This window comes from Alcaligenes sp. Marseille-Q7550, from assembly GCF_965112015.1.
On sequence record NZ_CBCOPU010000002.1, the window covers coordinates 1,171,865 to 1,196,132 of the forward strand.

Consider the following 24,268-nt stretch of genomic DNA (forward strand, 5'->3'; position numbering starts at 1 on the left):
TTTGAACAGATAAGGCACAAAAAGCTAGAACAACCACCGCCCCTGCAGTTCAAAGCCGTGGTCCTGCAGGTGTCCTGAGCGGCGGGCCTGATAGGACAGGGTCAGCCAGGAGGAATCCGACAAGGAGGCTTGCATGCGCAGGCCCATCAACCATGCGTGGCGGGCGCTGCGATACGGGGCTGCGTCGCCGGCGGGCAGGCCGTTCACCTGCCAGTCGTGCGTGGCGGCGGGCCGGTTCCATTGGCGCTCCCAGCCCAGCCATGCGCGCCAACTCACAGCCTGCGAGTCCTCATCGTCGAAACGCCAGGTCAGCAGCAGCCGGCTATCCAGCGCGTGATTGCGCTGGGCGCCTGCCTGCCAGCGCTCCCTGGCCTCCAGCTCCAATCCTGACTGCCTGATGCGCATGGCGCGCCAGTCTACCTCCACGCTCCAGGCATGCTAGCCCTGCCGCCATATCGGATACGCCGCGCCCAGCAGCAATTGGACACTGTCGGCACGACCACGCCCCTGCCGATGCGGCCAGGCATGCCGTACAAGATGACGGCCCGCCATCAAGGTCAGCCGTGTCTCCAGCCCATGCCAAGGCTGCTGCCCATAGACGCCGACATAGTAGGAACGGGTGTCGCTGCGCACCGCTTCTACGGCGTCCCGCAAGCGCGAAGTCTGATAGACCGCCCTACCGCCCAGGCGCCCCCGGCGCCACGGACGCTCCACGCCCATGATCAACTGGTCCAGTTGCCGGTCCAGCTCCATGCCCGCCGCCTGCAGGCCCTGCTGTCCGGCATGACGATAGCTTGCCCATGCCCCTCCCGATGCGGGCTTGTGCGATGTATCGCGCCATGCCTGCATGGCGTACCCGGCGTCCTGTATCAATTGCGCCCGCCAGACGTTCAGGGGGTGACGCAACCAGACGCGCGGAACAGCCGGCCCGCCTTCGATCCCAAGCGGCCGCAGACGCAGGGTCACGCCCTGCGGATCGTAGTCCAGTCCTGCCAGGGCGGCGTCCCGATCCAGGTGCAAGGACTCGAAACGACCGGCCAGCCCGCCATCGGCCTGCACGATGCGGTAATCGCCATCCAGCCCCGAAGATGCCAGCTCCACCCATAAGGCGCCGGCCAGCAAGCTCTTGCCCTGGACATGCAACTGATCGAAGCGGCCATCGCCCAGCACGCGCATGCGCAGCACGGAACCCGAATCCAGCCGCAGGTCCTCCAGCACCCTCAAAGGCCGCCCCGGACTGCCCAGGTGCAGGCTGCCGCCCGGCAGCACGGCCAGGGCGCGCACCAGCGCATCCTGGGCCCGCAGGACGGCGCCATCCGCCACCTGCACACGCGCTGGCACATCGCCGCGCAGTCCCAGCGCGCCCTGCCGCACCAGAAAGCGGCCGTTCAAGCTGCCTCCTTGCCGTTGATCCAGCCAAAGCAGGCCCTGCCCGGATTTCATCCAGACAGCATTGCCGAACACGGGACCGCGCTGCGTGGCCTCGCCCTGGGCCACATGCCAATCGATGGCGGGCTGTCCCGATCGCGCATGCCCCTGCACCGGAAAGTCGGCAAGCAGGCCGGAGGCGTACGCCAGCCAGGCGCCCGCCATGACGTCCAGATGCGAATTCGGGCCTACCGCCTGGGGATGACGCAAAGACAAACCGCCTTCCAGCAGTTGCAAAGGCCCCCATACCCGGTTGGGCGCCGAAACGATCCACTGTCCACCCCCCTGTTTGCGCAGCGGCGCATAGAAAACAGCGTCCGATCCAAGCTCGCCCGCGCTTTCGAACCACACGCCCGGCGCCACATCAACGGTTGCCGCTCCGGCGATCCAGGCGATGCGTTCCGTACGGAAACTGCCCTGGATGGACAAAGGCGCTGCATCCAGTACATAAGGCCGCCCCGGGGCTCCCAGGTCCGAATCCATCACCGCCCGTCTGCCCTCCGCCACGGCGGCGGACGCGCACAGCCCTGCCAGGCCGATCAGCCAGGCAATAAAAAACCCCAGATTCCGAATTACAGTCATGTCATTCTCCACGCAATGATCAGCGAGGAAATATGACCATGGCCAAGAATGGCAAGGCTTGCGCCGGCTCAATTGTAAGCCGGCGACATTTATGTCATATCTGACAGCTACAAGTGTCGCCCTATTTGTGCTAGGACATACTCAGATTGATACTCCGCTGGCCCGCATCCACTGCTGCGCCAGCTCATGCACGTCCAGATCCGCCCGTATTTGCGTGGATGCTCCACAGCCTGTATTCCACAGGAAAAAATCCACTTCTCCAGACGGTGTCCCCAAGGCCGCGTAGACCGACGGCATGATGGGCACGTGATCGCCGTACCAGCACAAACTGGCGGGCCGGCCGCAGTTCATCAGGCTTTGCCGCAAACGGGCCAGCATGGCATCGGCATTGCGCACGTGCCGCAGATAAATGGTCAGGTCGTCGCACCCCGCCTCCGGCGGCCGCGAATACAGGCGCTCCACATCTTCCGGCGCCACTTTTTCCAGATGCAGCGGACCGTGGTTTTCCATGGTGATGACATGGATGAAGACCGGCTCCCGAGCCTGGCTCAGCAGGCTCGCCACTTTTTCGGCCACGGCGATATCGCCCACGTACGGCCCGGTCAGGGCGACATCCGCGAAGGCGCGTATATCCAGGAACTCATCGAACCCGAAACGTGGATAGACGCGATCGCGCTGATAGAAGCTGGCGGGATAGGGGTGGATGCAGATCGTGCGATCGCCCCGGCCTTTGAGCCAGGAAGCCAGTGTCTCCACCTGCCAGCCCGCGGACACGGCCCGATAAGGGTTGAAGCGATGCACTCCCAGCGCATGGTTGGCTATGCCGCTCAGGAAAGAGAACTCCGAACGGACCGTGTTCGCCCCCCATGCCGGCACGCGCAAGCCGCCCTGGACAGCCGCTTCCGCCTTGAAACGGTCGAATTCGGCCAGGATGTCCCGCCGGATGCCGTCCCACAGCGTCCTGGCATCAAAGAACGACTCGCTCTGCACGGACACCAGGTGCGGCAGGACCGGGGCATGCCCGGCCCCCTCCAGGGCTCCCATAGGGGACTGCGCATCGGGGCGTCGGCGCCCTTGCTGCCAATAGCGCCAAAGGCTTGCCAATAAGCCCAGTGCAGGCAGATCCCGTTCAGGCGACAGGCTGACAGGCAGGCGCCGCCGGCTGCCCCAACTCAGCAGGACCAGCGACAGCCCGCCCAATACGGCCAACGCTCCGCCCTGGCCGGACCAGGACCAGCGCAGCGCGGGAACGGACTCCCCCCACAAGCCGGTCGCCACGGCGGACACGAATCCCGCCGCCGCCAACAGGAACTTGCCCCATACCAGGAATGGAATGTAGAGCCGGGGGTGGCGGATGGCATCGGTGAAATATTCGTAATCCTGGAACACGAAGGGCTCGCGCAGGGCCTTGAACTTGGCATTGTTGACCAGCACGAGCATCAGCAGAAAAGCGGACACAAGCGCGACGGCGAACACAGGACGGCCCAGCAGCAATACGAACACATCGTAAGCCAGCAGCCAGAGCCCGGCATGCAGCGCCCAGGCCGCCCAGGGGCGGGCCAGGGACGCGGCCGGCCTCATCAGGCGCTCTATCCCCACGGACAGGCCAAGGCCGGCCAGGGCTGCCAGAATGGAGGTCCAGAAACCCGCGTCAGGCGCCATAACCCAGCTTGCCCAGGATGTATACGGAAAGACGCGCCGGCAGCACCGCCAGGAACCAGCACCCCAGATTCAATGGGAAGGGGAAGCTGATGCGCGCCTTGTCGCGCGCCAGTCCGCGCCCGATGACCCGGGCGGCGCGCTCGGGCGACCACAGGAACGGCTTGGGTCCGGGCATGTCGTCGCACATGGGAGAGCGCACGTAGCCCGGCATGATCACATTGACGCGTATGCCCTCGGGCGCCAGCCAGCCGCGCAAGGCTTCGCCATACGCCTTCACGGCCGCCTTGCTGGCGCTGTAGGACGGGGTCGAGGGCAGGCCGAAATAAGCCGCCAGGGAGCTGAGCAAGGCAATCTGCCCCGTGCCGCGGCGTCGCATGGCCGGCAGCACCGATTGCACAAGACGCATCGTCGCCTTCACATTCAGATCCAGCAACGCCTCGCACTCCGGCCACGGCTCGGGCTCGCCATGGGGACCGACGTGGGTATTCATGCCGGCATTCACGATCACCAGGTCGAAGGCCTCGCTTTCAGAGAGCCATTGATGCAAGGCGTCCAGCTCCCGCAGATCCAGGCGCTGCGTGGCAACCCGCGCTCCCGCGCGCCGACAGCGTTCGGCGACCTGGTCCAGAATGGCTTCATTGCGCCCGTGCAAGACCAGCTCCACCCCGCGCAGGCGTAGTAGTCCGCCAGGGCCGAGCCGATGGCGCTGGTGGCGCCGGTGATCAGGATGCGCCGGCAGCCGGCTTCAGTCGCGTCCACGTGCATATCTTTCTCGATAGGACCAGTACAGCACCATGCCGAACCCCACGCACACGGTCGCATTCAAGGGGACCAGCAAGTAGTTGCCCATGCGCACGGCCACGCACAGCGCCAGGGCCGAGTACAGGAAGGTGAAGACCTCGCCCGCCAGCAGCACCGTATTGATGCGGGGCTGGCGGGAGCGCTGCTCGTCCTTGCCCTTGGGCGTACGGTGGAATTCGCCATACACGCCGAACAAGGCCCGGACCCCGCCGGCAAAATAATACCAAGCCATGGGCGGAAACATCGCCACGTACAGATAGGTATGCCACAAGGTGCTCAACACGCCCGGACGATCCTCGAAACGCGCCCCCTTGCGGGCGCCGAAGGCGTTGTCCAGGGCCCACACCGCCACCAGCAGAAAGAATAGCGGCGCTCCCCACTGCAAGGTTTCCGTGTCGAAATCGACCAGATAGTTCAAAGGCAGGCTCAAGAGCACCAGCACGTAGATGGCGGCCAGCATCACGGAGGAAAACATCATGGAGAAGGCGTGCAGCCGCTTCATCAGCGGCATGCGTTGCCGCCACATCTGGCCGACGTGCTTGAAGCCGCTATGTATCAGCCCGCGCCCCCAGCGCTCGCGCTGCACGCGGAACGCGCTGATGCTTTCCGGCAGCACGGACATCGACACCACATCGCGCAGATAGGCGTATTTCCAGTCCCCGAACTGGGCGCGATACCCCAGATCGACGTCCTCCGTCACTGTAGAAGCGTTCCATCCGCCCAGGGCCTCCACGCAGGTGCGGCGCCATACACAGGAACTGCCGCTGAGCGAGGCCATGTCGCCGTCCTCGCTGAGGCCCACCGTCACATACTGCTGATGCCCCATTTCCATCGCCTGAAAGCGGGTCAGGAACGAGGCGTCGCGGTTTTCGTAGCCTATGCCTGTTTGCAGAAAGCCAAGCTTGGGATCCTTGAATTGCGGGATGGTCCGGAGCAGGAAGTCCTGGGGCGGCACAAAGTCCGCATCGAAGATGGCGAAGAACTCGCCCCGCGAATGCTTGATGCCGTGCACCAGGTTGCCCGCCTTGTAGCCGGATCGATCCTTGCGGCGCACGAATCGTATGGGCACGCCCTGCTTGGCCAGTTGCCGGACCTTGCGCTGCGCCAGCTTGGAAGTGGCATCGGACGAATCATCCAGGACCAGGATTTCCAGGGCCGAGGCCGGGTACTGCAAGCGGCTGGCGTCATCGATCAGGCGCTCGACCACCGCCGCTTCATTGCAGATCGGCAGCAGCACGCTGACGGCAGGAAAAAACGCGTCCCCGGCTCCCGGCAGGGCATTCGCCAGCTCGGTCAGCTTGCGCCGCTCCACACGCCGGGAAATCAGCAGGACCCGAAGCTCCAGGAACACATACAGGGCAAACGCACAGACCACCAGCAAGAACAGGGCCTGGACCAGATACGAAAACAAACTCACAATCATGGGCGTCCGTACCTAGAAACGAACCACGTCGGCCAACTCCTGGAGACGATGCTCCCAGGTATGGAACTGCCGCACATAGGTCGCGCCGGCCGCGGCCCGCTCGTAATCCTCGGACGAAGGCCCGTCTCGCAGGCGCGCGAACAGCTCGACCGCCTGTTCGCGCGTATGGACCACATGGCAGTAGTCGCGAAAATAGCGGTCCACCGCGCGGCCCGGATTGGTCACCACGATCCCGCCACAGGCCAGAATTTCCAGCAGACGCCGGGAGCACATGGTGTCCGAGTCCGTGACCGAATTCACATTCAAGGACATCACGTGCTCCTTGTAGATGCGCGCGGTCTCGCGATGCGGCACGCTGCCGTGGACCTGCAACTGCGGCCCCGACGGAAAGCGGAATTCGAAATGCCGGGACATGCGATGATGGTTCCGGTCGTACACATTCAGGCGCAACTGCGCGTCCTCGCAAGCGGCGAACACCATGTCCAGGAAGCTTCGGCGCTCGTTCAATATTCGGCGGTAGTAGCTGCCCGTGAAGCAACCTTCATTGCGTAAGAACCCAAAGCCTGTGAAGTTATGGAAGGCAGGCTGATAAGGCATGCTCAGCGTATGCACGGGCACATGGGCAGGCACGCGCTGACGGTAACGGTCCACGCAGTCGCTGTCCGTGGTGAACACATAGTCGAATACCTGCGCCACATCGATGAACGCATCGAAGAAGGCCCCGTCGTCCTTGTTCCAGAATATCGTCGGCACCCCCTGGCTCCGGGCTAAATCCACCAGTTGGTAGATGGCGCGGGGCTTGCGCAGGCGCATCCAGCGCGACTGCCTGGCCAGCTCGTAGCGCCAGGCGCCGCCAAGCCCATGGAAGACAGACTCCACAAACACCAGGTCCGGCTTCCAGGTCGCAATCACCTCCCGGAAATTGGTCGGCGTCATCACGCGAATGCGGCACTCGGCGGACAGGCAATCCGCCGTGAAGTAGTCCGACACCAAAGCGATCTTCAGCTTCCCGAAGGGGCCCGGCGGCGTTCCTTCTTCGGAGACCGAGGGATGCGTGTAGACCCGCGCACCCAGCGCCCGGATGGCTCGACCGATCATTTTTCTTCCTTATCCAGTCCAACCGGCAATACATCGCCAACAAAATCGCGCCAGCTGCGGCGACTTACAGCGTCCTGCCGGGCTTGCGCGCCGGCATCCGTCAGCGCCTGGCGGTCCAGCAAGGCAGCATCCAGAACACGCGCCAGATCCGCGGAATCGCCGGCCTGGAAGAAACGCACCGAGCGGCATCCGCCGACCTCGTCCTGAAACACCGGCAGATCAGGCACCACGACCGGCTTGCCCATGGCCATTGCCTCCACCAGCTTGATGGGCGGCACGATCTGGCAAACCTCGAAGGGGCGGCGGGGAATGCAGACCAAGGCGGAACGCGCCTGCAAGGCGCGGGCCTCCTGCGGCGGCACGCGCCCCAGGAACGTGACATGGCCGTCCAATCCCAGTTGCTGCACCTGCGCCTGCAGCTGGGCGCGAGCCTCTCCATCACCAATGATGGTCAAGGTCACCTGCCTGCCCCGGTCACGCAGATCGCCAATGGCATCGATCAGTACGTCCAGCCCTTCGTAGACAATCAGGGAGCCCGCATAGACGATGGTGTCCGGCGCCACATCCTGTGGATCCGCGGGTTCGAAACGAGCGGGATCGACGCAATTGGGCAGCAGGAACATGCGCGAGGTCTGGACGCCCCAGCGTTGGTGAGCATAGCGCCCCAATTGTTCCGAAATGACGAACAGGCGATCCGCCTGTTCGGCCACCAGGCCTTCCAGCTGCAAGCCTTGCTTGAACCCCTGGGAGTCCCGGAAGTCCGGCATGCGGGAAGCGCGGCTCAACTCCCACAGGCCGCGCATTTCGTACTGGAACGGAATACCCAGCTGGCGCGCCGCCAGCAACGCGGGCAAGGCATTGACATGATTGGAAGCGGCGTGGATGACCGCCACGCGATGCCTGATCGCCGCCTGGACCACAGCCGCGGCGGCTTCGACGGCAAATTGCAGCACAGGCCGGTTGTTGGCCGGACGGCGCGCATGGCCATAGCAAACGTCATCCACCCAGGTTTCTTCGTGTTCGGCATCGTCCAGCCTGTCCTTGCGGTCCCAGGGATAGCCCGGCCGAGTCAGTACGCGCACATCGCCGCCGGCCTGCTGCAGCGCCCGGATGATCTCGTGCGTGCGCGTCGTATAGCCGCTGATGTGATAGGGCAAGGCGCTGGCGGCCACATAGAGCAGCCGGCCCGGCACGGGCTCGTAAGGAGGCTTGGCCTGCTCGCGCCGTTGCGTCTTTCTTCGCAAAAGGCGAACCGTCAACAGCCGATTGAAGGCCAGCCAGGGCTCGCCCAGCAGCCTTTGCAAGAACTTTGCGGACATTATTGTCTCAGGCCTTTTTCTTCTTGGTCTTTTTGGGCGGCGGCGCATACTCCGCCAAAGACAGATCCACGGTATGCGTGGGAGCAATCTTGCCGCGCGCCTGCAAGTCCAGGAAATCCGCGGTGGTGATCACATCATAATCCTTGGTCAGCTGCGACAACAGCTTGCGATACCCCTCCAGGCGCTTATCGTCGCGATATTCGCCCAGGCCGTTCTCGTCCCAGTACAGCAGAGACCAGGAGTGCAGCAAAAATACAGCAAATGGCGGACTGCCGCTGAACGCGTTGAGCAGCAAGCGCCCCCACCAGGGCCGAAAACGGAAATAGCTGGATTCAGGGTACGTCAGGCGGGCCCACCATTCCGGCTTGCCCACTTTGGGCAGAATCCGCTTTTCGGTCATGGGCACTTCGATCACGCCGTTGGACCAGGCGTAGGGCTCGTTCGTGGGCTCGCTGTAGATACACTGTTCGTTATGCACGGCGCACACCGAATTGTTGAACGACAGCGGCATGCCCACCGCCTTGAGCGCACGGATCGTATCGGCATTCCAGCGAAACGAGCCCGCACGGTGCGCCAGCACCGGCTTGCCGGTCAGGCCGGACATCAGGTCGCCGAAGTGCCGCAGGACGAATTCGGCCCGAGCCTGGTCGGTGTATTGATTCATGTACTGCGGCCGGTTGGACAGCCCATGCTCTTCCCAGAAACTGTCCGGCAAGTATTCGGGATGGGTGTGCAACTGCACGTCCTGCCCTTGCGCATCCAGCCAGCGCACGACCTCCTTGACCTCGTCCAGGTAGGAATAGGCCCCGCAGAAATCCGTGAAAAACACATGCTTGGCGCCGAACTCGTCGCCGATGCGGCACATTTCGGCAACGCCTGCCGTCCCCTTCGGAAATCGCCCCCAGATCAGACGATTGACATGATCCGCAGACGCGCGCTTGGGCAGCGCCTCCGTATCCACCGTGATCATTGCGTAGCGATCCCTCATCCCCTGTGTTCCACCTGCTCTAAGTTGATTGTACGTAAAGGCTGGATTTTACCCCGCGCGCGCAGATCGAGAAAATCGGCGGTCGTGATGACCTCACAGTCCTTGACAAGCCGACGCAGAAATTGCCGGTACCCTTCCAGCAGACGGTCGTCCTTGTAGACCGCATGGCCGGCCTGGTCTCGCTCCAGCAAGGACCAGGAATGCAGCAGCACCACTGTCACGGCCGGCTTGGGCGCAAGCGGGTGCTTCCAGTACGGCCGCGGGCGCGAACCGAAACGAAAATAAGGCGATTACGGGTAGGTCAGGCTGACCCAGCGGTCCGGCCGGAAGCCCTTCACGCCCGGCACCCAGCGCTCGGTCACCGGCACCTCGACCACGCCGTTGGACCACGTATAAGGCAGACAATCCGGCTCTCCATGCACACAGCGCCCGCCCTCCAGGGCGCGCATGGACTGATTGAAAGACAGCTGAATCCCCACCGCCTGCAGGGCGCGTATCGTCACAGCGTTCCAACGAAACGACCCGGCGCGATGCGCCAGAACAGGCTTGCCGGTGATGTTGGTGATCAAGTTCCCGAAGTGGCGCAGCACGAACTCGGCCCGCGCCTGATCCTGGTACAGGTTCATGTACCTGGGCACGGCCTCCAGGCCATGCTCGCGCCAGAACGACTTGGGCAAAGTCTCCGGGTGCGTGTGCAACTGCACATCCTGGCCCGCGGCATGCAACCAGCGCACAACCTCCCGCATCTGGTCCAGGCTGGAATAAGCTCCACAGAGGTCCGTGAAAAAGACATGCTTGGCGCCGAACTCATCACCGATGCCGCACATCTCGCGGATGCCTGCCGTACCGGCTTCGTGCTGGCCCCAGACAAGCCGCTGAATATGATGTCCCGAGGCGCGATTGGATAAGGCCTCAGTATCAACAGTTATTAGCGCAAAGCGCTCGCCCAAAACAATTTCCCCTGTGTACAGCCAACTCCGCCTCCAGAAAGCGCAGGCCGGCTATCGGTATCGGCCCCCATACCAGAGCTCAAGGCTCAGCTGCCACTTCTTCCATATGTATCCTGGAAGCGCACGATATCATCTTCGCCCAGGTAGGAGCCCGATTGCACCTCGATGAGATGCAACGGTATTTTTCCTGGATTCTCCAGACGATGCGTCTGGCCTAGCGAAATATACGTGGACTGGTTTTCTCCCAACAGGATCTCCTTGTCGTCCAGCGTCACCTTGGCGGTGCCGCTGACTACGATCCAGTGCTCGGCCCTGTGGTGATGCATCTGCAGCGACAGCTTTTCCCCTGGTTTCACCATGATACGTTTTACTTGGAAACGTTCTCCCGCATCAATGCCCTCATACCAGCCCCAGGGCCGATGCACACGTACATGCTCCATATGCTCCTTGCGATTGTTCTTCTCGAAGTGCTCAACCGCCTTCTTGACATCCTGGGCCTTATCCTTATGCATAACCAGCACCGCATCGGGCGTCTCGACCACGATCACATCGTCCAGACCAATCACCGAGACTTGGCGGCTCTCTGAGCGCAGGTAACTATTGCGGGTGTCGCTGGCAAAGACATCGCCCTTGATGACGTTGGCATCTGCATCCTTGGCGCTGATGTTCCAGAGCGAATCCCAGGACCCCACATCGCTCCAACCTATGTCGGCGGACACGACTGCTGCACGGGTGGTCATCTGCATCACAGCGTAGTCAATGCTTTCCGATGGGCAAGCCAGGAAATCCTCGGAGGAGGGCCGGACGAAGTCCAGGTCCTCGGACCGGTTCTGCCAAGCCCGCACCGTCGCCTCGAGGATATCAGGGCGATGTTGCTCCAGTTCCTCCAGGAAACGACCAGCGGTGAACAGAAACATGCCGCTATTCCAGGAGTACTCACCGCTGTCCACGTAGCGCTTGGCCGTGGCCGTATCCGGCTTTTCCACAAACTGGGCCACGGTGTGCGAGATCCCATTCCCATCCATCAGAGGCTCGCCGGCCTTGATATAGCCGTAGCCAGTTTCCGGCGTGCTGGCGGGAATGCCAAACGTAACAAGATAACCTTCTTGGGCGAGCCTAGCCGCCTCTTCCACAACCAGGGCAAATGCCTGGGTTTTCTCAATACTGTGATCAGCAGGCAGAACCAGCATCAGTGCATCGGGGTTCGGATTCTCGCCCCTGGCCAAATGCAGCGCCGCCAAGGCGATGGCAGGCGCCGTATTGCGTCCGCTAGGTTCGAGATAAAGAGCAGCGGGAGTTTGGCCCAGTGCGACCACCTGCTCGCGGATGCTGAACCGATGTTCTTGGTTGCAGACAAGCAAAGGTGCGAATACGTTGACCTGCTCGTTGCCTAAGCCCATTGCCCGCTCAATGGTCGCCTGCAACATGGTCTTCTGATCGATCAAGGACAATAGCTGCTTGGGATACCTGGCCCGGGAAAGCGGCCATAGACGCGAACCATTTCCACCAGAAAGAATAACAGGATGAATACTTATTTTCATTCAGATTTCCAATAAATTGATATTTTTAAAAGTCAATCCACTAGAATTTTTGATCTGAAAGATTCACCACCAAACACAACAACAATTTCCATTTTTTTTGAAGATTTTTTGATTACAAATTTTGATGTTTTTTTTCTTAATTCAACGCTTTCAATATAAACGCCAGAAAATTCATCATCCGGTTCAAGCATGAGAATGACCGCGCCAATTTTTTTCACCTCACCCTCTCCAACCTCTGAAAAATTAGCAGAAACACAACTAATCGGATGGATTTCCCCTTCATAGGTGCTTCGCCACCCCATTAAGGGAGATTCAGATCCAAAATAATAACCAACACTAGTATTCTTTTCAAGCCACAAAATAATAGCTCGAACACCTTTAGAATTTTGCACTTCCACCCGACCTGGCAAAATCCTTACAACTCTAAAATCATCACCAAGATTAAAAATCTGTTGAAACGGCGCTCCATTTGTAACCACATGGTCCTGAACATACAGAAGACCATTATTATAGGCATGAAAAACAATACGAGTCCATCTAGTTTTCTCTACAGACAGAATGTTAACCTCAGCCTGATCAAAATCACTTGAAGAATTCGAAAAATCAAGCACAGAAACCGCAGATCGATAATATTTTCGATCCTCAACAACAATAACATTATGAGCCCTGTTAGATTTAACAAACTCCCGCTTATCCCCACCATAATAACCATATAAACAACTATCGTCGATTAGCCTAACTCCATTCGGATAAAAAGTTATAGAACCGGCATCATCGTGAACATGCACCCTGTCCGCTAAACCTGGGCCGAATTTTAACGATGCATGAGAATGGAGGCGTGGTGACACATCGAATCTATTACCACGAGAAAACCAAAAACCATCGGAAAAAACTCGCATAGTTTCAGGCAAAGGATCTCCGCTCTGGCCACATGAAATTACATATAATAAATTAGGATCGCTTTCAATATATTTAATGAAATCAACATGATATTCATTAATTACATTTCGGTAAGGGCCACGAGACAAAATAGAATCCCCAAGAGGAACTATCTTTCCATCCGGAGCAATAGAGTATTGAAGAAAAGGGCGCATATCAGGAATATCGATAGAAATAGAATTTTCAATCAATCCATCAATCACTTTGAGCTGCGCACTCATACTCAACCACCAATCAATGTTGAATAAATGGTAGCCTACCGACCCTTCAAGTGAAACACCTTCATCATCGATACTTATCGCTCTAAGTTTTTCCAACCTAACTAGAGACAGATCTAGATAATCTCCACGATTTAAGACAATCGAAGCACTTAACAACGCAAAGTTCTGATGTAAGGCATGATTTCCGACTTTGGCATAAAATTCCTCATTGGCTAGGACATCTGCATGAGTCTCCAAATGCGCAAAAAAACTTCGTCCTCACCAATCAAAGAAATTGCACCTATAATTATCATAGCCCGCCAAGCAGTGGACATGTCATACCAAGTATAATCGCCCGGATTTTTTTGTGTTGGCAGAGGCGATGGAGGGGTGCCGTGCTCTCGAAGCCAATCTCGCAAAAGCTTTATATATATATTTTGATAATTTTCATCCAAACTGGCACATCGACGCAACGGGACCAGCCAAGCCAAAGAGTGATAGAAAAACTTCCACCCACCCATCAACCCTTCTTCTAAATTTCCTGGAGATTCCCACGACTCCATAGAAATCAGTCGACCTCGAAAAAACACCCCTCCATCCAATAACTCAGAGATTCTCTTTTGATCATCATTAACCCCAAAAAAGAATCAACCGAGACTAGCTCAGTTGCAATTTCCTTTAAATTTCGAATAGGCGATCTAAAGTTAATAGGATGATTAATATTTTTTTTCATGAAATAACCCTGCACCGCCCAATTAATATGAATTTAATCTACCAGTTTTATCAAAAATCAAATCGTCCAAAGAATCAAAAAACAAATTTGATACAAAAGAAGAATTTAATTTTGATTTAATCTCCCCTTTAACCAACCCATGCTTTCCATTCATTACTTCACGCATGGTTTCCCCTAGGGAATCCTGAGTCTCTGCATCATAACAAACCACACCAAGATCACTTAAAGAACGAGAAGCTGTTCCATAAGGCATAATAAATGGCATATCAAATCCAGCAGCCATAAAAGCAGCACCTGAATTTAAGGTTTCACCATAAGGCAAAACCATCGCATCAGCAGCACGGTGAATATATTGTATTTCATGATCAGGAATATTTCTCATCAAAAGGAAAATATCCCGATCCAATCCCCAATTTTCTTTTAAATTGGCGACAGCACAGGCATCACTTGGAACACCACCCACAATAGCAGCAATTGGGCGAGTCATTTTTTTGAATAACCTTAAAAGAACTTAAAAAATAATCTAAATTCTTATATGTCTGTATCGATCCAAAATAACCAAAAACGAAAGCATCTGAGCGTATTCCATAATAATTCCTTGCAACCTCAGAAGAAACCCCATCAGGATAGCTACCGCTATAAACCATATGAGGAACCACAAATGTGCGTGGCGCTTTTCTAGAGAATGCTTTTTCCAAAATGCCGATATGCTCCTGCTGCATAACGTGCACAGCGTCAAATTGTTCAAACAACCACTGGCGAAGACGCAAGAAAACGGCCGGGAAGCGGTTGTCATGTGGAAAGACATTGTGTGCGGTCCATACTAGCTTGGCACCAGTGCGGGCCCGAAAGGCCAAGATATCCTCGCACAAATCGTCCAGACGGGCGCTAGCCTCGACCTCGTCTCGGCTGTTGTTGAAATAACTACTGAACCAGTGAGCGTGCAGCACGATTGGGCCCGGCCAAGAGATATGCTTCAGGACGCCCGGGTCGCCTACACCCATAGTGATATACTGACGCAAGCCAGCTTGCTCATACAGCAAGACCTGATAGCGATTGTTCCAAGTCGGCGGTAACACTAGCAGCAGGCAGGGGCTGTGGGCCTGTGTACCCGATCCAACGCTGAAGTATTTACCATAGGCGGCGGCCAGGATACGAGACACGTCATCCTGAGAGATTAATGGTATGGGCATAGTCATTATTTAGCTCCTCCTTGATGGCCTTCCCGATGAAAGCGACGGGCGGCATCATAGATATCCGCATAGCGCGCTACCACGCTTGACCAGACTCGTTCATTCATGACCCAGGTTCGGGCAATATCCGCACGCGCCTTCATTCTCCCCGGATTGGACAGTTCAGACTCTATCAAGGATGCCAGGGCATCCACATCACCCGCCGGGAAAACCCCCGCCCTTTCTTCGTGATTACCCGCAATTTCTGCTGTCACCGGCCGATTGGACATAATCACTGGTATGCCTTGCGACATGGCCTCGAAGGGCTTGAGTGGCGTGACATAATCGGACGCGAAATCCTCGATGCGTGGTACCACGAACAGATCGATGGCGTGATACCAATTCCGGATCTGTGCATGATCAACATTGCCGGGCATGATAACGTATTGCTCCAGACCGCGCTGCGCGACCATCTGGGCAATGCGCGCCCACTCCGGCCCATCGCCTGCTATGACCAGATAGATATCCAGGCCACGGTTGCGCAGCTGCGTAAAGGCGTCAAGCAGGACCCAGTGCCCCTCACGCTGCGAAAAGTTGGAAATGTACCCAATCGTAATCTTATTAAGGACCCCGATTTGATGACGTAGCTGAACAACATCTTCGTGGTCAGATACAGCCTCAAACGCGGCATCAATCGCATTGGTCACAAAGAACAAGCGCTCTTCCGGAACCCCTCTTGCCACAAGATTGGCCATCATTGCCTTAGAAATAGTCACGACGACATCCGCCTCTGCCATGCAACGATCCTCCTGCAGCGCCCGCTGATGGGTCAGCCGATTCCCCATATGCGAGGCCATCAGCGGGCGCCAAGTGTGTTCGTGGAACGAGCGCACTTCATAGACAAAAGGCAGATTGTGAGCACGGGCCAGAGCCAGTCCTTTCACTGCGTTTTCATAGCCACGGAAACCCGAGGCCGCGTGAATCAGGCTGACCTGATGGGGCGCAATAGCTTGATTCCAGACCTGTGTTTCCAGGTTAAGCAGGTCTGTTGTCATGATCTGTTTACGCACCAGGCCGGGAAAATGCGGATAGCAGATCTTCACACCATTGCGCTCAACAATATCTAGTCCGTCCTGCGCGGGCAGATCGAACTCCGCCCGGGGGGAATTCAAGGGCATGCAGACGATGGGCTTCAGGCCATGCCTGGCCTGGGCCTCCACAATAGCGGTCGAACGCACAGCCCCCCCGGAGCTCTCATCCGGATAAATCACCTTGAAAAGGTGCATGATCGAGCACGGATCAGGCTCATAGTGCGGCTGTAAGGGCAAAGCAGGTAGCCAGTCTCGATCCAACTCCTTGAGTTCGCTGGCCAGGTAGCTGGCCTGCAGCGCCGCCTTGGAATCCTTCTTCTGGTGGGCTGCCCAGGCCTCCACAAACAGCCAGCGCGACCGCAGATCCCGTGTCAAAGTCGCCAATTCCATACCCTGTTGAACCTGCTGAGAATCCATCTTCGAAACATCCTGATCAACCAGAACCTCGTCCGGTTTAATCTGGCTGACCATCAGGCCTGACACCGATATCAGGTCCCGACCGGCCGAAGAGATCAAGTAGAAGACGGCGTTGACGGCGCCCGGCGGCACAAAAAAACATTCGCTGAACGCGTGCTCGCCCGGATGCACCTTGGCCGAACTGGCGTACCGGACCAGACCCAGGTCGGGCAGGAGGCTGCAGCCGACATTATTGCCTTGCTGGATCAGCTCGTCCTCATGATTGAAATACATCGGGTAGATCATCAGGCGCGAGGACTCGCCGATCAGCCCGCTCAGATTAAACTCACCTGCGACTCGCACCCATGCTTGATTCTCGACATTCAACGCAGCCTCACCGACAATCTTCAGGTTCTTCTTGATGAGGCCAGCATAAAAATGATTCGCGTGAATGCCCGACGTGATCTTCCTGTATTCCTGCCAGTTGATGCTATCGAGCGCCTTTGCCTTGATGTCGGAGTCCCGCAGGAAGTCACTGAAGTTCCGCGCAATCCGCCTCGCCTGCATTTTTTCACTGACCTGTAGGTCCAGCTCGCCCTCAGGCCAGAGGCGCCACTGAATCCGGGCCGCCGATTCCGGTAACTTCAAAAACAGACTGACCGCAATGTCGCCATTCAGCTTGCGGCAGAAAACTGTGGAATACGCCACCATGTCGTCTGTCGTCTCCAGGCCAGGTATCAGAGGCACAAGAAGTTTGTTGCTCTTGTCCAGGAATCTGATTTCCAGCCGCCCAACCTTCGAACGCAGCTTGCCGACCGCCTTCATCTTTCCGACAAGTTCAACATCGCTGGTGCCCAAAGGCAGGTCAACCACACCCTGTACACCATGCGCCGTCTGCAAGTCTCTCAACGGTTCGATCCTGACCTGGCCCGCGCTGTATGTCTCCGTACCTTTCCAGCGCAGCACTTCCACCGCCAAGCGTACTGCGCCGGGAGGCGCTACAAACCAGGCTCGAGTCTGGCGAACATGGGTTTGGTCCGATTCCACCAACTGCAAGTAACGATAGGCCCCAACCTTATTGGACATCGGAACGTTTTCAACACAAGCTACCTCCTTATTGTTCTTATCAAAAAACCTGGGATGAGCCAATATCGAATTCTTGACGAAGGGTTGATCGCATTCAGCCGAGAACTGGATCTCGTACGCCTCCCCTTCGACGACCTGGCTGTCGCACTCGGCCAAGATCTCTGAGCCATTGAAAAAACGCATGACCTTTCCGAATGAGACCTCTGGCTCGCCCAGCATGCGGGCCCCGCTGTGTCCCCAGGGAAACAGCTCGATGTCGAAAAAGGCCGCGGCCGCCGGCACGACTATTCGCCGCTTGGCTTGGACCTTGCCCTTGGTGCGAGTGGGACCAAAGTAGAAGTACGGACCGAATTGCTTCGAATAGGCGATATCCTGCCCCGCATCCTGAATGATCTCGCCGCCCTGGGTCCTAAACCGGACCGCCGCCACAAAAGGCGCACCCTTGGACTCCTGAACCAGCTCCATGTCAGCAGTCAAGGTGATTTCCCTGACAGTGCCCACATCCATCTGCTTTCTCCATACAGCCACGTTCTTCTGCACGGCGACGACCGGCTTGACAGGCGCCACAACAGGCTTGGACGGCTCATCTTGCTTGAGCTTGACGTTGGCTTCATGAAAATCGAGCCTCAAGGGATTGACCAGGACCAGTTTCTTGGCACCCCAGCGATGCAGGTAGATGGTCGAGACCTTCATGCCTTTGGGAAAAGGCAGGCTCAGCCCATCCACCAGCAAAGTGCCCTCTTTGCCTCTTTCACCCAGGTAGAGATAGACCCCATACTTTTCCGAGTAGTTAAAGTTCGGAATGCGGCTGCGCACGGGCGATCCCGCCTGATCAAGCAGCTCGAATGAAATTAATGCCGGATATTTATTGTCCTGGCCCCCTTTGACAACAAGTCCGCAAAAAAAGGCGGCGCCGGCCTCCGAGCATCGGCCGCCAATCTCTATCTTCTCTACAAACGTTTCATATGAAGTCTGAGAAGTTTCTCGCAAACCCATCAAATCACCATTAAAAATTTAAATTCGTAAAATAGAAAGTAGAGGGCACTACACAAGCAGGTCCATTTCCTGCTTTGCCACCAAAGCCACATCACTTTGGCTTCGGACTCGTTCGGCCGCCCTGGCCGACAGGGTAGAGAACAATAATGGGTCCATGTAAAGACGTTCGATGGCTTGGGCTAATCCCTGAGCATCCTCCGCCCCGACCAGGATTCCGCTGTTCTCGTCCATGAACTCGGGAACGGCTGCAACGGCATTGCTGATCGGAACCAAGCCTGAAGCCATGGCCTCGTCCCGTGAGACGCCCTGCGAGTCCCAGCGGGTCGGGTTCAGGAAGACACCATACTCTTTCTGGAACTCAGCCACTTCCTGGTGTGTGATGAACCGGCGCTCGATGCTGACATTGGCAAACGTCTGCAAAGGCGCCACGGTTTCCTCGAACAAAGCGCCATCGCCGATCAGCTTGAATTGCAGTTGTTTGAAAAACGGCCGCTCCGAAAGCACCATGATGGCCTGCACCCTCAAGTCATTCGCATATTTCCTGGACGCATCTGACCGTATGGACAATATTTTTTTTCGCTGGTCGGGGCTCTTTTCCTGATAGCCAAAAATCCGCGTATCAATCGGATTGTGAATGATGCTGTACTTGTCTGCGGGCAGACTAACCTGCAGATCCTCAAACACCTCCTGGGCAAAGTAGGAGGACACGAACACCATGTGGAGATTGGCGGGGGGAGCGCTGAAGATCCCGCGCCAAAACGACATTCTTTTGTCGCTCAAGCGTTTTTGCCGGGCGACTTCGGACTCAATCATGGCTTCGAACTCGAACTCACGCCGCCACCAGGCTTGGATTTCGGAGCCATGCGCCCATACTGTGACCTTCACACGGTCGATATACTTTTCCAGCACCCTCCACATGTTCTGGTCCAGTATATGGACCAGGACATGCTTGATCTGCCCTGAAGCCAGCGTTGCATCCAACAAGGCGGCGTCACCTACTGCCACATCAATGTCTTCAAACTCCCTGTACTTCGCCGGACCATCCTGAATCTTGTATATATCAACTAGCTGGCCTGCCTGTTTATAGGCTCGTACACGGCTGTGCAAAAAACCATAACGATATAAATCGTCGTATGCCGGATATTGCTTGGCCAAAACCAGGTAAGGCGACCTGCAGATGAGGGTAGCGGGACGCTCAGCCGCACTTCCCAATACCAGCCTGTCCACGATCGCCTCGCCGGGCCCTTCCACACGCAGTCCGAAACGCACGTACTGGCACTCCGGGGGGATCACCAACGAGTGTTTTTCGCCCACACGGTTCATCTGATGGGAGATCTTATTCCCGTGCTCATCCTGGAACTCGAAAACTGTTCGCAGGTCCGCCGAATGGCTGCCATGCAGCTGAATCTGGCTGTTGAACACCAGATTCAATTCACCACGGCTTTTAGCACTCTTCGCATATAGATAAACATGCTGTCCGGGCCTCAGGCTGGACACCAGCCGCAGCCGATCACCCAGTAAGGAGAGCGACACACCGCCCGTGGGCTGTATCCAGTCATGCAGCGCCCGTCCGCTCATCTGAGGAAGCGTCTGGCTGTCACGCGCCTCGTCATTCAATCTGGCCTTCAGGTTCTCGGCGATTGGGGCCAAGGTCGTATTGAAGGACACGCCCTGATCCACTACGATCAGGTCCATGGCCTGGGCCCGGGCCTCGTCGGACAGACCGGCTCCATCTTCGATGTAATTGAATTCGTCAATGGCCAGCATGCCACCAAACTCGAACTGTCCTTGTTCCAGGCAGGCCCGACAACCACCCGAGCGGCTCTGCACCACGGACAGACGAGCCAAGGCTGCACGCATGGGCAGGGATGCCACCTCGCGATACTGGCTCGTCACGGCATGCAACTCCGCCTGCTCCTGCCTTGCGACATAACGGGAAGACTTGCCGAAAGCCGGCGCTTGGCTATAGGTACTCGCCAGCACCAGAGCGGTTAGATAATGGGTGCGATAGCAGTCATCGGCATGCAGAGCGCCCACCAGGGCATCCTCGGGCAGACGGGCCAGTTGGTGTGCCGCGTCCTCACAGGAAACGCATACTAGGACGTCATCGCCCAGCTCCTGCTCCAAGATCCCGCGTGCACCGATCAGGTACAGTTTCTTGTTCAGATAAGCCTGCGCCTTGAAGGACTGACGCACCCGCTCCAGTTCCTGTCGACTCCCGACCTGTGCCACCAGAGCGACCACGGGTTGATATTGTTCAAAGGCCTGCCCCGTCACCTTGGCCCGAATATAGGCCAGGCGATGCGCATACGTGTGTTCACTCATCACCTTGCGCAGGCCCAGCAGACGCAACTTCCGATATCTGACATCATCGTTGATGATCCCACGGACCCGACTGGCAAGGCTGCCTTGGTTGTCCGACGATACGATCAAGTCTCCGAACAGCAATCTGGCGCCGCGCGAGAAATTGGAAATCACGATGGTATTGGAGGCCATCAACTCGTATACGCGCCGAGCAAACATCGTCTGCGACTGCTTGATGGTATTCATGTTGATACCATATCGATAGCCTTTGTAAGCACGATCAATTTCCGCAAACGGCAACTTGCCCAGGATCAAGGGACGGTCTTCCTCGGGAAACCGGTAGTGGGGGTGCTCATTATCCGCATTGCGATCATAGATATCGACAGGGCGCAGATCCTTGACAGCATCAATCAAAGAGGCGAAGTCGCGCTGACGCTCCGGATAGCGCAAATAATAAGAGCCCGCAAAATTAAAGGCGTCCTTACGTTCGTGGACTTCAATCGGATTATGGACCCTGGGCTGGGCCGCGAACGGTAAAAAGAAAACTCGGTCATGCCCGACATGGAATTTGTACTTGGGCACGCAATCCATGTCGGTCGTAAACACATAATCCACACGTTTTGCCAACGGTAGGAACGCACCAAAATGGACGGGATCTTCCTTGTTCCAGAACAGAGTCGGAATGCCATTGTCCTTGCACCAATCTATGCAAGCATTAATCTCCGGCCCGTCAGTACTGATCTTTTGCTTCCAGAGCTGGTCAAGCCCTTGCCAAGCCGATTCAATGAACAGCAGATGGGGCTTGAACTGCTCTAATTGTTCTACGCAATGTTCGGGATGCAATTGCAAAAGCTGACACTCGGGGTCATACGAATGAAATGTGAATTCATCCATTACCCCTGCCACACGCAACTGCTTTGCAGGCAGCCCTACCAATTCGGCACGCATGACGGGATCCGCCATGCGCATCTGGCACAAGGCTATATTTGTCGCAAAATACTGGCTGCCCAACAACTTGCTCAGTTCGCGATAAATAGAGATAGCCGTTGCATAATCTCCATCACGAAATGCTTGTGCGGCACGCTTTACTCTTGATTGCGACATATCAGCTCTCTACATCCCTGACTCTTACTCAACAAATAGCCCTACAACATCAATACATTGCGCATGCTTGCGAATTTCCGGCACCTGCTCGATGAAAGGCCGGTGCTTGACCAATACGCAAACCACATCGGCGCCAGCCAATGCGCTGTCCAAAGCAGCCAACTGGATGCCCGAGCCTTCCAACTTGCGAGGCAAGGCATCGATATTGGGCTCGACAGCCTGGACCTGGCAGCCCAGACCGGCCACTTGCTTGGCAATGCCGACAGCGGGGCTTTCGCGCAGGTCGTCGATATCCGGCTTGAACGCCAAGCCCAGGCATGCCACCTTGACGTCAGCCATCCTGGCGTCAGGCCGCACAGCCAGGACGCCGGCAATAGCGGCCTTGACCTTCTCCACCACCCATTCAGGCTTGTGATCATTGATCTCGCGCGCCATGCGAATGATGCGTGCCTCTTCGGGGGTCTTGTCCACGATGAACCACGGATCCACGGCGATGCAGTGTCCGCCCACGCCGGCGCCCGGCTGCAGGATGTTGACGCGTGGGTGGCGGTTGGCCAGGCTGATCAATTCCCACACATTGATGTTCAGACGGTCGCAGATCAGCGACAGCTCGTTGGCGAAGGCGATATTGACGTCGCGGAAGCTGTTCTCGGTCAGTTTGCACATCTCTGCCGTGCGTGCATTGGTCGGGACCAGGGCGCCTTCGACAAAGACCCGATACAGCTCGGTCGCCATTTCAGTAGCCTTTTGCGTCATGCCGCCAATGACGCGGTCATTGCTGACCAGTTCGTGCACCACCCGGCCCGGGAGCACGCGCTCGGGGCAGTAAGCCACCTGCACGTCGGCCTGCTCGCCGGCCTGTTGCGGGAAGGTCAGGTCGGGGCGCGCCTCGGCCAGCCATTGCGCCAGTTGTTCTGTCGTGCCCACGGGGGATGTGGATTCCAGAATGACCAGGTTCCCCTTGACCAGAACTGGAGCAATGGCCTTGGCGCTGGCTTCGATATAGCTCAGGTCCGGCTTGTAGCCATCCAGGAACGGGGTTGGAACGGCGATCAGAAAAGCATCTGCAGGTTCGGGCGTCAAGGTGGCGCGCAAATACTTTTCGGACACGGCCGCATGCACCAGAATGTCCAGCTCGGGTTCGACGATGTGGATCTTGCCCTGGTTGATCGTATCCACCGCATGCGGATTAACGTCGACGCCAATCACCATCTTGCGGCGCGAAGCAAACAGAGTGGCGGTAGGCAAACCGATATAGCCCAGCCCGATCATGGATATCGTTTCAAACATCGTAGTTCCCGTTTCAATTAATTGAGGTTTTTCAGAATGTCGCAAATACGGGCGGCGGCTTTGCCATCGCCATAGGGATTGTGCGCACGCGCCATGCGCTCATACGCGGCGGCATCGTCCAGCAGCTCCTTGGCCGCGCTGACGATGGCGCCCGACTCGGTTCCCACCAGGCGCACCGTACCGGCCTGGACGGCCTCGGGGCGCTCCGTGGTGTCTCGCATCACCAATACAGGTTTGCCCAGGGACGGCGCCTCTTCCTGTATGCCGCCCGAATCGGTAATCAAGAGATCGCAGCGGTCCATCAAGTAGACAAAGGGCAGATAGTCCAGAGGCTCGATCAGGTGCACGTCGGAGATGCCTGACAGGATGCGTCGCACCGGTTCTTGCACGTTAGGATTCAGGTGCACTGGGTACACCACTTGCACGTCCCCACGGGAGGCGATCTGGCGCAAGGCGATGCAGATATTTTCGAAGCCCGAACCAAAATTCTCGCGGCGGTGTCCGGTAACCAGCACCAGGCGCTTTTTCGGGTCGATGAAGGAAAACTGCTCATCGAAACGGCTGCGCAAAGCCGTATCCGTGCGGACCCGTCCGGCGACCTCCAGCAGCGCGTCGATCACCGTGTTGCCGGTGACATGCACGGTATCCGGATCCGTACCTTCACGCAGCAGGTGCGCCTGCGCCTGGTCTGTTGGAGCGAAATGCAAGTCCGCCAAGGCGCCAGCCTGGCGACGATTCATTTCCTCCGGCCAGGGCGAATACTTGTTGTGGGTGCGCAGTCCGGCTTCCACATGACCCACCTTGACCTTGGCATAGTAGGCAGACAGGCTGGCGGCCAGTGTCGTAGTCGTGTCACCATGCACCAGAATCATGTCCGGCTGCCATTGCCGGTACACATCACGCATACCCAGCAGCACGTTGCATGTGATGTCCGACAGGTCCTGGCCCGGCTTCATCAGGTTCAGGTCAAAATCAGGTCGGATGGAAAAAATATCCAGCACCTGGTCCAGCATCTGGCGGTGCTGGCCCGTCACGCAGACCCGCGTTTCAAACGCGGGATCCGCGGCCAGGGCCTTGACCACCGGCGCCATCTTGATGGCTTCCGGCCGTGTGCCGAATACAGTCAGAATCTTCATTACTAAACCTTGACGTCCTTAATATGAAC

The 24,268-nt window shown here is 57.4% G+C and carries 17 protein-coding genes and 1 pseudogene; all 18 read right to left on the minus strand.

What is annotated here, in order from left to right:
* Positions 1-24 precede the first annotated feature (24 nt).
* Complete coding sequence (locus ACWPWO_RS14970) at positions 25-426, minus strand: hypothetical protein (protein WP_454007252.1); 402 nt, start codon at positions 424-426, stop codon at positions 25-27.
* A 12-nt stretch (positions 427-438) separates the two neighbouring features.
* The gene (locus tag ACWPWO_RS14975; RefSeq protein ID WP_454007253.1) at positions 439-2,010 is read right to left on the minus strand and encodes a hypothetical protein; all 1,572 of its coding nucleotides are present in this window, start codon (positions 2,008-2,010) and stop codon (positions 439-441) included.
* 141 nt (positions 2,011-2,151) lie between these two features.
* Positions 2,152-3,672 (minus strand): LTA synthase family protein, encoded by a 1,521-nt coding sequence (locus ACWPWO_RS14980; protein ID WP_454007254.1) that lies wholly within the window; start codon positions 3,670-3,672, stop codon positions 2,152-2,154.
* A pseudogene (locus ACWPWO_RS14985) lies at positions 3,662-4,437 on the minus strand (SDR family NAD(P)-dependent oxidoreductase). The gene ACWPWO_RS14980 and the pseudogene ACWPWO_RS14985 overlap by 11 nt, the downstream one beginning before the upstream one ends.
* The gene (locus tag ACWPWO_RS14990) at positions 4,418-5,896 is read right to left on the minus strand and encodes a glycosyltransferase (RefSeq protein ID WP_454007255.1); all 1,479 of its coding nucleotides are present in this window, start codon (positions 5,894-5,896) and stop codon (positions 4,418-4,420) included. Before ACWPWO_RS14990 ends, ACWPWO_RS14985 begins: the two are co-directional and overlap by 20 nt.
* A 12-nt stretch (positions 5,897-5,908) precedes the next feature.
* The gene (locus ACWPWO_RS14995; RefSeq protein WP_454007256.1) at positions 5,909-6,994 is read right to left on the minus strand and encodes a CgeB family protein; all 1,086 of its coding nucleotides are present in this window, start codon (positions 6,992-6,994) and stop codon (positions 5,909-5,911) included.
* Entirely contained in the window at positions 6,991-8,313 is a 1,323-nt protein-coding gene (locus ACWPWO_RS15000; protein WP_454007257.1) for a glycosyltransferase family 4 protein, read from the minus strand. The genes ACWPWO_RS14995 and ACWPWO_RS15000 overlap by 4 nt, the downstream gene beginning before the upstream one ends.
* Before the next feature lie 7 nt (positions 8,314-8,320).
* Positions 8,321-9,301 carry a polysaccharide deacetylase family protein gene (locus ACWPWO_RS15005; RefSeq protein ID WP_394062386.1) on the minus strand — a complete coding sequence of 327 codons (981 nt, stop codon included), beginning with the start codon at positions 9,299-9,301 and terminating at the stop codon, positions 8,321-8,323.
* Entirely contained in the window at positions 9,298-9,522 is a 225-nt protein-coding gene (locus ACWPWO_RS15010; protein ID WP_454007258.1) for a hypothetical protein, read from the minus strand. The genes ACWPWO_RS15005 and ACWPWO_RS15010 overlap by 4 nt, the downstream gene beginning before the upstream one ends.
* Positions 9,523-9,591: 69 nt before the next feature.
* Positions 9,592-10,251: a hypothetical protein gene (locus ACWPWO_RS15015; RefSeq protein ID WP_454007259.1), complete on the minus strand. Its 660-nt coding sequence runs from the start codon at positions 10,249-10,251 to the stop codon at positions 9,592-9,594.
* Between the two features lie 86 nt (positions 10,252-10,337).
* Complete coding sequence (locus tag ACWPWO_RS15020; protein ID WP_454007503.1) at positions 10,338-11,786, minus strand: mannose-1-phosphate guanylyltransferase/mannose-6-phosphate isomerase; 1,449 nt, start codon at positions 11,784-11,786, stop codon at positions 10,338-10,340.
* Between the two features lie 38 nt (positions 11,787-11,824).
* Positions 11,825-13,189, minus strand: coding sequence for a heparinase II/III domain-containing protein (locus ACWPWO_RS15025; RefSeq protein ID WP_454007260.1), 1,365 nt, complete (start codon positions 13,187-13,189; stop codon positions 11,825-11,827).
* Between the two features lie 497 nt (positions 13,190-13,686).
* Entirely contained in the window at positions 13,687-14,151 is a 465-nt protein-coding gene (locus ACWPWO_RS15030) for a hypothetical protein (RefSeq protein ID WP_454007261.1), read from the minus strand.
* Positions 14,108-14,863, minus strand: a complete 756-nt coding sequence (locus ACWPWO_RS15035; protein WP_454007262.1) for a hypothetical protein — start codon at positions 14,861-14,863, stop codon at positions 14,108-14,110. Before ACWPWO_RS15035 ends, ACWPWO_RS15030 begins: the two co-directional genes overlap by 44 nt.
* Positions 14,863-18,405 (minus strand): glycosyltransferase family 4 protein, encoded by a 3,543-nt coding sequence (locus ACWPWO_RS15040; RefSeq protein WP_454007263.1) that lies wholly within the window; start codon positions 18,403-18,405, stop codon positions 14,863-14,865. The genes ACWPWO_RS15035 and ACWPWO_RS15040 overlap by 1 nt, the downstream gene beginning before the upstream one ends.
* 48 nt (positions 18,406-18,453) lie before the next feature.
* Entirely contained in the window at positions 18,454-21,813 is a 3,360-nt protein-coding gene (locus ACWPWO_RS15045) for a glycosyltransferase family protein (protein ID WP_454007264.1), read from the minus strand.
* Between the two features lie 24 nt (positions 21,814-21,837).
* On the minus strand, positions 21,838-23,103 hold the full coding sequence (gene wecC, locus ACWPWO_RS15050; protein WP_454007265.1) for a UDP-N-acetyl-D-mannosamine dehydrogenase: 1,266 nt from the start codon (positions 23,101-23,103) through the stop codon (positions 21,838-21,840).
* A gap of 17 nt (positions 23,104-23,120) precedes the next feature.
* The gene (gene wecB, locus ACWPWO_RS15055; protein WP_454007266.1) at positions 23,121-24,239 is read right to left on the minus strand and encodes a non-hydrolyzing UDP-N-acetylglucosamine 2-epimerase; all 1,119 of its coding nucleotides are present in this window, start codon (positions 24,237-24,239) and stop codon (positions 23,121-23,123) included.
* Between the last annotated feature and the right edge of the window lie 29 nt (positions 24,240-24,268).